Annotated in this window: 10 protein-coding genes and 1 pseudogene; 9 read left to right on the top strand and 2 right to left on the bottom strand. The window is 48.3% G+C overall.

Translation table 11 applies throughout. From position 1 onward, the window contains the following. The 8 genes and pseudogenes from ACRCZA_RS05305 to sucD all read left to right on the top strand — a co-directional run. Positions 1 to 84, top strand: a pseudogene (locus ACRCZA_RS05305) (succinate dehydrogenase cytochrome b556 large subunit); the annotation flags it as partial. Then, positions 78 to 425, top strand: a complete 348-nt coding sequence (gene sdhD, locus ACRCZA_RS05300) for a succinate dehydrogenase, hydrophobic membrane anchor protein (RefSeq protein ID WP_438673425.1) — start codon at positions 78 to 80, stop codon at positions 423 to 425. The pseudogene ACRCZA_RS05305 and the gene sdhD, both read left to right, overlap by 7 nt. After that, the gene (gene sdhA / locus ACRCZA_RS05295) at positions 426 to 2192 is read left to right on the top strand and encodes a succinate dehydrogenase flavoprotein subunit (RefSeq protein ID WP_438673424.1); all 1767 of its coding nucleotides are present in this window, start codon (positions 426 to 428) and stop codon (positions 2190 to 2192) included. Positions 2193 to 2206: 14 nt separating this feature from the next. Then, entirely contained in the window at positions 2207 to 2914 is a 708-nt protein-coding gene (locus ACRCZA_RS05290) for a succinate dehydrogenase iron-sulfur subunit (protein ID WP_438673423.1), read from the top strand. Positions 2915 to 3125: 211 nt separating this feature from the next. After that, positions 3126 to 5948 carry a 2-oxoglutarate dehydrogenase E1 component gene (sucA, locus tag ACRCZA_RS05285; RefSeq protein ID WP_438673422.1) on the top strand — a complete coding sequence of 941 codons (2823 nt, stop codon included), beginning with the start codon at positions 3126 to 3128 and terminating at the stop codon, positions 5946 to 5948. A gap of 29 nt (positions 5949 to 5977) precedes the next feature. Then, the gene (gene odhB / locus ACRCZA_RS05280) at positions 5978 to 7174 is read left to right on the top strand and encodes a 2-oxoglutarate dehydrogenase complex dihydrolipoyllysine-residue succinyltransferase (protein WP_438673421.1); all 1197 of its coding nucleotides are present in this window, start codon (positions 5978 to 5980) and stop codon (positions 7172 to 7174) included. A 76-nt stretch (positions 7175 to 7250) separates the two neighbouring features. Continuing rightward, entirely contained in the window at positions 7251 to 8417 is a 1167-nt protein-coding gene (gene sucC / locus ACRCZA_RS05275; protein WP_438673420.1) for an ADP-forming succinate--CoA ligase subunit beta, read from the top strand. Continuing rightward, on the top strand, positions 8417 to 9289 hold the full coding sequence (gene sucD / locus ACRCZA_RS05270) for a succinate--CoA ligase subunit alpha (RefSeq protein WP_438673419.1): 873 nt from the start codon (positions 8417 to 8419) through the stop codon (positions 9287 to 9289). The genes sucC and sucD overlap by 1 nt, the downstream gene beginning before the upstream one ends. A gap of 156 nt (positions 9290 to 9445) precedes the next feature. On the opposite strand, the gene ACRCZA_RS05265 is transcribed toward sucD, so the two are convergent. Then, complete coding sequence (locus ACRCZA_RS05265; protein WP_438673418.1) at positions 9446 to 11230, bottom strand: DUF3413 domain-containing protein; 1785 nt, start codon at positions 11228 to 11230, stop codon at positions 9446 to 9448. A 67-nt stretch (positions 11231 to 11297) separates the two neighbouring features. Beyond that, positions 11298 to 11516, bottom strand: a complete 219-nt coding sequence (locus tag ACRCZA_RS05260) for a YejL family protein (protein WP_438673417.1) — start codon at positions 11514 to 11516, stop codon at positions 11298 to 11300. 77 nt (positions 11517 to 11593) lie between these two features. Here ACRCZA_RS05260 and yejK point away from each other — a divergent pair, with 77 nt between their 5' ends. Next, complete coding sequence (gene yejK / locus ACRCZA_RS05255) at positions 11594 to 12622, top strand: nucleoid-associated protein YejK (RefSeq protein ID WP_438673416.1); 1029 nt, start codon at positions 11594 to 11596, stop codon at positions 12620 to 12622. Positions 12623 to 12724 lie beyond the last annotated feature (102 nt).

The following is a 12724-nucleotide window of genomic DNA, read 5'->3' as shown; positions in this document are numbered from 1 at the left end:
TTGGCTTCGGGTACCGCCTCCGCAAAAGTGACATTTGCCTTAACGGTAGCCTTTTCAATTGTAGCGGGAGTGTGGGTATGGTAACGAATGCAGCAAGTTTTGGACGCAGTGGTGTTCATGACTTTATTTTATTACGTGCGAGTGCAGTGATCCTTGCCTGTTATACCATTTTCTTGGTTGGCTTTGTTGCATGTAGTGCCCCTCTCACCTACGACGTATGGCATGGCCTGTTTAGCGCGCTGCCGATGAAAGTGTTTACGCTTTTGGCGCTGCTAGCACTGCTGGTACACGCTTGGATTGGTGTCTGGCAAGTGCTGACAGATTACATTAAGTGCACGTCGTTACGTGGTGTTTTACAGTTCACCTTTGTCGTTACCGTATTGTGTTATTTGGCGGCCGGCATTGTTATTGTGTGGGGTGTCTAAGTGAGTATTCCAGTACGCGAATTTGATGCTGTGGTGATTGGTGCTGGTGGTGCGGGTATGCGCGCGGCACTGCAGATCTCCAAAGAAGGTAAGAGCTGCGCGCTGTTATCTAAGGTTTTCCCAACCCGTTCTCATACGGTGTCGGCGCAGGGTGGGATCACCGTTGCGCTGGGTAATGCTCATGAGGATCATTGGGAGCAGCACATGTACGATACCGTCAAAGGCTCCGATTTTATCGGTGACCAAGATGCGATCGAATTTATGTGTCAAACCGGTCCTGAGGCCATTATCGAACTTGAGCACATGGGCTTACCTTTCTCTCGTTTCGATAACGGTAAGATTTATCAACGTCCGTTTGGCGGCCAATCAAAGAACTTTGGTGGCGAACAAGCGGCACGTACTGCAGCGGCGGCTGACCGTACGGGTCACGCACTACTGCATTGCTTATACCAACAGAACGTTAAACATAAAACGCAAGTGTTTTCTGAGTGGTATGCCCTCGATTTAGTGAAAAATGCCGACGGTGCCATCGTAGGTTGTACTGCGATAGAAATCGAAACCGGTGACATCGTTTACTTCAAAGCCAAAGCCACTGTGTTAGCAACAGGCGGTGCGGGTCGTATTTACGCCTCAACCACTAACGCACATATCAATACCGGTGACGGTGTCGGTATGGCGATGCGCGCTGGCGTGCAAATGCAAGACATGGAAATGTGGCAATTCCACCCAACCGGTATTGCGGGAGCGGGTGTACTTGTGACTGAAGGTTGTCGTGGTGAAGGTGGTTACCTACTAAACAAAGACGGCGAGCGTTTCATGGAGCGTTATGCGCCAAACGCGAAGGATTTGGCCTCCCGTGACGTGGTTGCACGTTCTATGATGACCGAAATCCGTGAAGGCCGTGGTTTAGATGGTCCGTTAGGCCCACACTGCTTACTGAAACTCGATCATTTAGGTAAAGAGACTTTAGAAGCCCGTCTACCTGGCGTGTGTGAATTATCTCGTACCTTCGCTCACATCGATCCGGCTGATGGTCCAATCCCTGTTCTGCCAACCTGTCACTATATGATGGGTGGTTTGCCGACGAAGGTGAGTGGTCAGGTTATTCGTAAGAATGAAGATGGCAGCGAGCACGATGTGGTTGGTTTATTTGCGGTGGGTGAGATTGCCTGTGTATCTGTACACGGTGCGAACCGCTTAGGCGGTAACTCATTGCTCGACTTAGTGGTCTTTGGCCGCGCGGCGGGTCAACATTTAGGTAAAGCGCTCGATGAGACTGCGGATCCTAAGGAAGCAACTGCGGCGGAAATTCAAGCGTCATTAGCGCGTTTGAACCGTTGGGAAAGCAACAAAACTGGCGAAGATCCGGCGCAAATCCGTAAGGATTTACAACTTTGTATGCAATTAAACTTCTCCGTATTCCGTCGTGGTGATGCCATGGCTGAAGGCTTAGAGCAGTTAAAAGCCATCCGTCAGCGTTTAGAAAATGCCAGATTGTCGGATAACTCCCGCGAATTCAACACGCAACGTATTGAATGTTTAGAGTTAGATAACCTGATGGCCACGGCAATTGCTACCGCCTATGCGGCCAACTTCCGTACCGAAAGCCGCGGCGCTCATTCCCGTGAAGACTACTTAGAGCGTGATGACGACAATTGGTTATGTCATAGCTTGTTTGACCCTGTGACCGAAACCATGGATCGACGCGCCGTGAATATGGCGCCTAAGTTACGTGAAGCCTTCCCGCCGAAGAAGCGTACCTACTAGTAGGAGTTGCAAAGATGAAATTGGAATTTGCCGTTTATCGTTACAATCCTGATGTAGATACTAAACCTTACATGCAGGATTACAGCTTAGAAGTGGCTGATGGCACCGATATGATGGTGCTTGATGCCCTGATCAAGCTAAAAGAGCAGGATCCCACCCTCGCATTTCGTCGCTCATGCCGTGAAGGCGTGTGCGGCAGTGACGGTGTCAATATGAATGGTAAAAACGGCTTGGCGTGTATCACCCCCGTGTCGACCTTCAAAGGTAAAAAATTGCAGATCCGTCCCTTACCTGGCATGCCTGTAGTGCGTGACTTAGTGGTGGATTTGACTCAGTTTTACAAACAGTACGAAAAAATTAAGCCGTATCTCATCAATGATGAGAAAAAACCGGCCCGTGAACATTTACAGTCCCCTGAAGAGCGTGCGCATTTAGATGGATTATATGAATGTATCATGTGTGCTTGTTGCTCGACGGCTTGCCCATCGTTCTGGTGGAATCCTGATAAGTTTATCGGGCCTAGCGGTTTGCTGCATGCTTATCGATTCTTGATCGATAGTCGTGATACTGCGACCGAGGCACGTTTATCAGAGCTCGACGACGCCTACAGTGTGTTCCGTTGCCACGGCATTATGAACTGCGTAGATGTCTGTCCAAAAGGACTTAATCCGACTAAAGCAATTGGTCATATTAAATCCATGCTGCTTAAGCGAGCAGTTTAAAATGAGCAAAAACCATATAAAACTAATAATATAGCTCTTGGAGAGTCATGGTCTGATCCTAGACTGTGACTCTTTTGTGTATGTAATGGAAGACAACACGCCGTATATCGGGATATCGAAGGCGGCAGACCTTATGCGTCGAAAGTAATTGCTTGAGATTGCATATAAAAATTATGGCTAAGCACATGTATAAAGTTTGTAAGGAATAGCAATGCACCAAGGCATCATGAAAGCTTGGCTCGAATCATCTCACTTAAGTGGTGCAAATTCGACCTACGTAGAAGAGATGTATGAAGCCTATCAAGAGGACCCACAGTCAGTCTCTGACGATTGGCGTGCGGTATTTGATAATCTCCCTGCTGTGAACGGTGCTGCAAAAAATGCACCGGAAGCGGCTCACTCTAAAGTACGTGATTATTTTCGTAGTTTAGCCCTTGAAGGTCGGCATAAGAGCTCTGCTCGGGTGACCGATCCTGAAATGGATGCTAAACAAGTTAAAGTGCTCCAACTGATTAACGCTCATCGATTCCGTGGGCACCAAGGTGCAAATCTCGATCCGTTAGGATTGTGGAAACGTGAACCCGTTGCCGATTTAGATCCTGCTTTCCATGGTCTGACGACTGAAGACATGGACCGTGAGTTCAATACCGGCTCCTTTGCCCATGGTGGCGAAACCATGAAGCTTGGGGAGCTGGTCAAGGCGCTTAAAGCCACTTATTGTGGTTCGATCGGTGCCGAATACATGCACATTACCGACACTGATGAAAAGCGTTGGATCCAGCAGCGTCTCGAACCGTCCCTCGGTAAAGCAAACTACGATAATCGTGTTAAGACCCGCATCCTCGAAGGCCTAAATGCGGCTGAAGGCATTGAAAAATATTTAGGTGCTAAATTCCCCGGTGCGAAACGTTTCTCCCTTGAAGGCGGCGATGCGTTAGTGCCGATGATGCGTGAAATCATTTATCGCGCAGGCGAAGCGGGCACCAAAGAAATTGTCGTGGGCATGGCACACCGTGGCCGTTTAAACGTCCTGGTCAATATCTTAGGTAAACGTCCGGCGGAGCTGTTCGATGAGTTCGCAGGTAAGCATGCCGATACCCACGGTTCAGGTGACGTAAAATACCATCAAGGGTTTTCTTCGGATTTTGAAACCCCGGGTGGCAATGTGCACTTGGCATTGGCGTTTAACCCGTCTCACCTTGAAATCGTCAATCCTGTGGTCATGGGTTCAGTTCGTGCCCGTCAAGACCGCCGTGGCTGTAAAGATGGTTTACAGGTGATGCCTATCACCATTCACGGTGACTCAGCTATTACCGGCCAAGGCATAGTGCAAGAGACATTTAACATGTCTCAGACTCGTGGCTTTAGTGTCGGTGGCAGTATTCGCATTGTGGTTAACAACCAAGTGGGCTTTACCACTTCAAACCACCACGATGTGCGCTCGACAGAATATTGTACTGATATCGCGAAAATGGTGCAGGCACCGATTTTCCACGTGAATTCTGACGATCCAGAAGCCGTAGCCTTCGTATCCCAGCTCGCGGTGGATTATCGCAATCAATTTAAACGTGACGTTGTGATTGATCTGGTGTGTTATCGCCGCCATGGCCATAACGAAGCGGATGAGCCGAGTGCTACGCAGCCGCTCATGTATGCCAAGATCAAAAAACATCCTACGCCGCGCAAGATTTATGCAGATAAGCTCATTGCAGAAAACTCCATCGCTGCGGATGACGTGACCAGTATGATCAACACCTACCGTGATGCGTTAGATCAGGGTGACTGCGTGGTCAAAGAATGGCGTCCGATGACGTTGCACTCTGTAGATTGGACTCCTTATATTGGCCGTGAGTGGGATGAAGCCTATCAAGCAGCCATGCCGATGGCGCGTTTGCAACAGTTGGCGACAAAGCTGAGCTATGTGCCAGAAAGCCACCCGCTGCATTCACGGGTTGCCAAAATCTACAGTGACCGTGTCGCGATGGCTAGCGGCGAGAAGTTACTCGACTGGGGCTTTGCTGAAACCTTAGCGTATGCGTCGATCCTTGAAGATAAGCAACGTGTGCGTATCACAGGTCAAGACTCTGGCCGGGGGACCTTCTTCCACCGTCATGCTGTGCTGCACAATCAAAACGATGCGACGACCTATTTACCGCTGCGTAATTTGTCTGACGATCAAGGTCCTATCGATATCACTGACTCAGTTTTGTCTGAAGCCTCGGTGCTGGCTTTCGAATACGGTTATGCCACGGCAGAGCCCGGCGGGTTAACCCTCTGGGAAGCCCAATTTGGTGACTTTGCTAACTGTGCCCAAGTCGTGATTGATCAGTTCTTATCCTCCGGTGAGCAAAAATGGGGCCGTTTGTGTGGTTTGACCATGCTGCTGCCACATGGCTATGAGGGCCAAGGTCCTGAGCATTCGAGTGCCCGTTTAGAGCGCTTCTTACAGCTGTGTGCTAACCACAATATGCAGGTGTGTATCCCTTCAACACCAGCACAGGTTTACCATATGCTGCGCCGTCAAGTGGTGCGCCCTATGCGCCGGCCACTGGTGGTGATGTCACCTAAGTCATTGCTACGTCATCCATTAGCCGTATCAAGCCTTGAAGAATTAGCCAACGGCTCTTTCCAAAATGTGATCGGTGAAATCGATACCTTAGAAGCGAGCAAAGTCGATCGTGTCGTCTTTTGTAGTGGCAAAGTTTACTTTGAGCTGCTGGAAAAACGCCGTAAAGAAAATATCACCAATATCGCACTAATCCGGGTTGAACAGTTATATCCGTTCCCCCACGAGGAAATGGTCGTTGCCTTAGCCCATTTCCAACACGTGAAAGATTTTGTGTGGTGTCAGGAAGAACCGCAAAACCAAGGTGCTTGGTATTCGAGCCAACACCATTTCTGGGCGGCGATCCCTGCGGGAGCTCAGTTAACCTATGCCGGTCGTGAAGCGTCAGCAGCGCCAGCTTGTGGTTATCCAGAGTTGCATACACACCAACAAGAATCTTTAGTAAACAGTGCCTTAAAACTGTTGTAGTTGCCATAATAATAAAAGGATCGTTTTTTATGAGTATCGAAATTAAGGTACCCGTACTACCAGAATCGGTTGCTGATGCCACGATTGCCACTTGGCATGTCAAAGTGGGTCAGCAGGTTTCTCGTGATCAACATTTAGTCGATATTGAAACCGATAAAGTGGTACTCGAAGTGGTTGCCCCTGAAGATGGCCATATCGCACAGTTTTTGTTCCATGAAGGCGATACTGTGCTTGGTGAACAAGTCATCGCGATCTTCGTAGCCAATGCGGCTTCCGGTCAAGAAGTCACTAAGGCGCAAGCCGAAGCTGTGACCGTGGCTGCGAGCGAAGAAAGCAACGATGCCTTGAGTCCTTCGGTGCGCCGTTTACTGGCTGAACATAATGTGGATGCCAGCAAGATCAAGGGTACTGGCGTGGGTGGCCGTATTACGAAAGAAGACGTAGAAGCTTTTGTAAGCGCTTCAGCTAAAACGAGCCCCGCTGCGACCGTCGCTGCTGCACCTGCAGTCGCGCCTTTAGCGGCAGGACGTAGTGAAAAACGGGTGCCAATGACTCGTTTACGTAAAACCATTGCCAACCGTCTGTTGGAGGCCAAGAACTCGACGGCGATGCTCACTACGTTTAACGAAGTGAATATGCAGCCTATCATGGATATCCGTAAGCAATATCAGGATGTCTTTGAAAAACGTCACGGGATCCGTTTAGGCTTTATGTCGTTTTATGTCAAAGCGGTGACAGAAGCGCTCAAACGTTTCCCTGAAGTCAACGCCTCTATCGATGGCGATGACATCATTTATCATAATTATTTCGATGTGAGCATCGCGGTATCCACGCCACGTGGACTGGTGACACCGGTATTGCGTGATACCGATACCATGAGTCTTGCTGAAATTGAAAAAGCGGTGCGCGATCTGGCCATTAAAGGCCGCGATGGCAAGCTGACTGTAGCTGATATGACCGGCGGTAATTTTACCGTGACTAACGGCGGCGTATTTGGCTCCTTAATGTCGACCCCGATCCTCAATCTGCCACAAAGTGCAATTTTAGGCATGCATGCCATTAAAGATCGCCCAATGGCAGTCAATGGTAAGGTCGAAATTCTGCCCATGATGTACCTCGCACTCTCCTACGATCATCGCATTATTGATGGCCGTGAGTCTGTCGGTTTCTTAGTGGCGATTAAAGACTTCCTAGAAGACCCAACCCGTCTGCTGCTTGATCTATAAGAAAAAGCCAGACATACCCTCGTGACTGGCCCTCTGGGCCAGTTGGATATGATTAGAAGTATATGGATAGATCATCATGAATTTACATGAGTATCAGGCAAAATCTTTATTTGCCGAATATGGTTTACCAGTGTCAGAAGGTTTCGCGTGTGATACAGCCCAAGAAGCTGTAGAAGCGGCAGGCCGTATTGGCGGAAATTTATGGGTTGTTAAGTGCCAAGTGCACGCTGGCGGTCGCGGTAAAGCAGGTGGCGTAAAAGTCACTGGCGATAAAGAAGAAATCAGAGCCTTTGCCGAACATTGGTTAGGTAAAAATCTGGTGACTTATCAAACCGATGAGAAAGGTCAGCCCGTTGCTAAAATTTTAGTTGAAAGCTGCACTGATATCGCTAACGAACTTTACTTAGGTGCTGTGGTTGACCGCGCGACTCGCCGTGTGGTGTTTATGGCATCGACTGAAGGTGGCGTTGAGATTGAGAAAGTGGCGGAAGAAACGCCTGAACTTATCCACAAAGCGATCATCGATCCGCTGACAGGTCCCCAACCTTACCAAGCGCGTGATCTTGGTTTCAAACTGGGATTAAACCCAACCCAAATGAAACAGTTCACTAAGATCTTTATGGGTCTAGCGAACATGTTTGTTGATCACGATTTTGCTTTACTGGAAATCAACCCACTGGTTATCACCACTGAAGGTAACCTGCACTGCTTAGACGGTAAAATTGGTATTGATGGTAACGCACTGTTCCGTCAACCTAAAATCAAAGCTATGCACGATCCATCTCAAGATGACGCCCGTGAAGCCCACGCTGCGATGTTCGAACTGAACTATGTGGCTCTGGATGGTAACGTAGGTTGTATGGTGAATGGTGCCGGTCTTGCTATGGGTACGATGGATATCGTTAACCTGCACGGCGGCAAGCCAGCTAACTTCCTCGACGTCGGTGGCGGCGCGACCAAAGAGCGCGTGGCTGAAGCATTTAAGATCATTTTGTCTGACAGCAATGTGAAAGCCGTTCTGGTGAACATTTTCGGTGGTATCGTCCGTTGTGACATGATCGCTGAAGGTATCATCGGCGCTGTTAAAGAAGTGGGCGTAAAAGTTCCTGTGGTGGTGCGTTTAGAAGGCACTAACGCTGAACTGGGTCGTGAAGTATTAGCAAAATCCGGTCTTGATATCATTGCTGCAACCAGTTTGACTGATGCCGCTGAGCAAGTCGTTAACGCTGCGGAGGGCAAATAATGTCTGTCTTAATCAATAAAGATACTAAGGTAATTTGCCAAGGTTTTACCGGTGGTCAAGGGACTTTCCATTCACAACAAGCCATTGACTACGGTACAAAAATGGTTGGCGGTGTGTCTCCAGGTAAAGGCGGTACGCTGCATTTAGGCTTACCTGTGTTTAACACAGTTAAAGATGCAGTAGCCGTGACTGGCGCAACGGCATCGGTTATCTATGTGCCTGCGCCATTTTGTAAAGATGCCATCTTAGAAGCGATTGACGGTGGCATTGAGCTTATCGTGTGTATCACTGAAGGTATCCCAACACTGGATATGCTGGAAGTGAAAGTGAAGCTAGAAGAAACTGGCGTGCGCATGATCGGTCCAAACTGCCCAGGTGTGATCACCCCCGGTGAATGTAAGATCGGTATCATGCCAGGTCACATCCACTTGAAAGGTAAAGTGGGTATCGTTTCTCGTTCAGGTACGCTGACCTATGAAGCGGTTAAGCAAACGACTGACGAAGGTTTCGGTCAATCGACTTGCGTCGGTATTGGTGGTGACCCTATTCCTGGTACTAACTTCATTGATGTACTGAAGATGTTCCAAAACGATCCACAGACTGAAGCCATCGTGATGATCGGTGAAATCGGTGGTACCGCTGAAGAAGAAGCGGCGGCTTACATTAAAGCTCACGTGACTAAACCCGTCGTGTCTTACATCGCGGGCGTAACAGCCCCAGCGGGTAAGCGCATGGGCCATGCGGGTGCGATTATCGCTGGCGGTAAAGGCACTGCGGCGGACAAGTTTGCGGCATTAGAAGCTGCGGGCGTGACCACTGTACGTTCGTTAGCCGATATCGGCAAAGCATTGCGTGCTAAAACGGGTTGGTAATCTAACCGTTTGATAAAAAAGGCCAGTATTGATTACTGGCCTTTTTATTGATTTGTAGATGAGCATATTCAAAATATTTAACGCATCAATACGCTTAACCCATCAATACGTTTAACCCATTAATACGCTTTAAGACTGACAGATAACACGCCTTCTTTAATGATGATAAAGGCGTCGACCTTCACGCATCACTTGAATAAGTTCGGGGGCGCTCATCTTTTTACGTAGGCGCTGCTCAAAGTTCTCATCGTAAATGCGGTACTTTCCGTGGCGATCGATAACAGTCACTTCAGCTTGCTGATAAATGGCAAAAATCCGACTATCACCAATATAAATCCATGTTTCTTTACTGGGTTGCAGCAGATTGCGCCCAGCACTGTAATCGGTGGTGTTATTGGTGCAACCGAGTACTTGGGTCATTAATGTTGGCACTAGGCCGTAATGACTCGTGCGGTAATTGACTTTACCGCTCAGCGCATTGGGCCAGTGGATGACCAGCGGCACTTTGACGCTTGCAGGCGAGAGGTTACTTAGGGCTTCATCACTGTTGCTGGTGAAGATTTTGCCACTGACGCCGGTTATCACCACGAGCGTGTCTTGCGGAACCTTTGCCAACATGGCCTGTAATTGGTTATCAATAAAATGCAGGGATTGGCGATATTGATTGAACAGAACCTTTTGCGCGGGTTTTAATGCCGTGCGAGCTTGCACTGTTTCAATCCCTAAAAAGCCGACGGGGGTGTCAAAATTTTCAGGTGCTTTGAGATTAACAAGAGCAAACCAAGGGCCACTTTGCTGGCTGTGCCATTGGCGAAAGTTGGCCACGCTTTGTAAATCGGCATCGGCGCTACCTAGGGCCTCTTTGGCAACAAATGGAGTAAAGTCATTAAACATCGCCTGAGCCGAGGTTAAATTGAGGTTAGTTTCAGGGATAAATAGCCCTAACTGATACCCGGCTTGTTGGAAATTGTGAGTGAGTACCGGGCTAGCATTATTGAATATTCGCGCATCGCTATAACTGCCTTGCAGGCCATAAAGCAGTGAGAACATGCCGGTTTTAAATTGATTTCCACCACTATAATGTTGGGTAAAAGATTGATTTTGCTGTGTGTATTGATACAAAAACGGCATGGTTTTTGGGTCAACCATGTCAGTGCGTAAACTGTCGATGGTGATCAGCAATACATTGGTGTGGTGATCAGCTTGGCATTGTAACGGCGCTAGTGGGTAGTTGAGTTCGCTGCTGTGATTGCTGCCTTGGGCTAATGGTACGCCGTCAATCCCATGGCTTTCCATAAAGGAGCGGGCAGTCGCAGGATAGGATAGCGGATAAGCCTCATCGTAGCGGGTGATATCATTGATATCAGCGGCATCAGCCCAAATATGAATAAGGTGACTACTGATAAAGCATACCCCCACTAAGGCGATGACTTTATGACCTAAATTCATTTTTTGGATTTTATCTATTCGTTTCCATAAAAAATTGGCGGCAGTCAGTTCTAGGATAAGAATGGCCAGCGGCGTGACAATATAGGAAGTGCCATGCAGCAGTGCATTGAGATCTGCCCAAGCCAAATTAAAGGCAAACGGATTTAAGTGCATTCCGTAATCGGCATACACAATGGTATCGTACAGTAACAGGCACAAACAAAGCGTTGCCAGTATGGCAGCAACGCCCCGTAATATCTTGGAGTAGGGTAAGATAAGCGTCAGTGGAAAGAGGCAGATCAAATAGGCGATAAAGGCAAGAAAGCTAAATTGCCCAATGGTGCTGACCGTGAGATAAATCCAGCCGTACCAAGTTTCAGGATAACCGACCCCGCTAAGATAGCGAGTGCCGACGATCATGGCTAATAGGCCATTGAAAAAGGCGAACCAATGCCCCCAATTGATGAGCCGTGAAACCCTATCGCGGCTCATTTGCTTTTTACGCTCGACCATAGTGATCCGCTTAATTTCCTATAAGAGATGGTATCTTAATGTTTTTTGACGCTTATTCCCACTGAAGTTAATTGGACTTGACTGATTGCACCAGCGCTTTAGCAAATTGCTCCGCCACCGCTTGGCGCGATTCGTTTGGCACTTTGCGCTCGAGTAAATGGGTCACGCAGTTGCCCAGCGCCATTAGGCTAAGATCGGTCGGGGCTTGGTGCTTTTCTAACACAGCGAGCACTTCAGCGATTAATGATTCAACTTGCACGTTTGAGTATTTAGATTGGATTGCCATAATCAAAAAATATTTCACTTTGGAATGGATTAGCGGCATATAATAGCCGATTTATTCCAGCATCACTATCAGGGCTTATGAGTATTAATATCGAACACGCCATTATTCACGAGATTTCCCAGGACAGCCAAGGCCAATTGCGCTGCCGGTTGCGTCCGCAACCGCTGCTAAATGGCCAAGCGGTCGAGATGATGCTGGATGAATTGCATCAGACGTATACCAGTAAAGCGGGTAAGGGCTTTGGCTATTTTGGCATTCATGGCGATGATGGCGAAGCCAATCCGGCCTTTGCCAATGCGTTAACAGCTTATCGCAGCGGGGCGCTGGGCTTTGTGGAGTTTTCCGGACAAGCCAGTAAATTACTGCAAGAAGAGTTGGCCAAATATGATTTTAGCCAAGGTGGTTTCCTGCTGATGTCTTGCTACACCAGCATCACTAGCGATTATTTGTTTGTGGCGCTGCTTAATGCTAAATCGTCGATGACGGTACTCGATGATATGGAGCTATCGCAAAATAATCATTTAGATTTGAGCAATATCCAACTGGCGGCGCGGATCGATTTGACCGAATGGCAGGCGGATAAGGATTCTCGTAAATATATTTCCTTTATTCGTGGTCGTGCAGGGCGCAAAGTCGCAGATTTTTTCCTCGATTTTATGGGCTGTGTTGAAGGGGTGAACCCTAAGGTTCAAAACAAAACCTTAATGAACGCGGTAGAGGATTTTGTTGCCAGCAGTGAGTTGACTAAAGATGAGCGGCAACAGTGCCGTAATCGGGTGTTTGACTATTGCAGTGAGCGCTTTGATGAGGGCGCCGATATTGAGATTAAAGACTTAGCCGATGAATTAGCCGATCAAGGCTTGGAGTCGTTTTACGATTTTGCCAAGGGAGGCAGTTATGAGCTCGATGAAGAGTTTCCCGCCGATAAGTCGACCCTACGCCAGTTGAAAAAGTTTTCCGGCACGGGAGGCGGCGTGACATTGAGTTTTGATGGCGCTCATTTAGGGCAGCGGGTGATTTATGATCCGATATCTGACACCATTTTAATTAAAGGGGTGCCCGCCAATCTTAAGGATCAACTCGATCGACGCTTAAAGACCGAGTAACAGGGCGCTCCTAGGGGCTTCCTCCGTTCGAGTCCATGGAACCAATATGACGCTGTAAATAAGCCATGGCCGAGGATAACCTCGGCCATGGCTTTTTAATGC

This window comes from Shewanella sp. (assembly GCF_051658185.1).
Taxonomy (GTDB): domain Bacteria; phylum Pseudomonadota; class Gammaproteobacteria; order Enterobacterales; family Shewanellaceae; genus Shewanella.
Note: the sequence above shows the minus strand (reverse complement) of the source record. Positions and strands in the feature narration are given on the sequence as shown.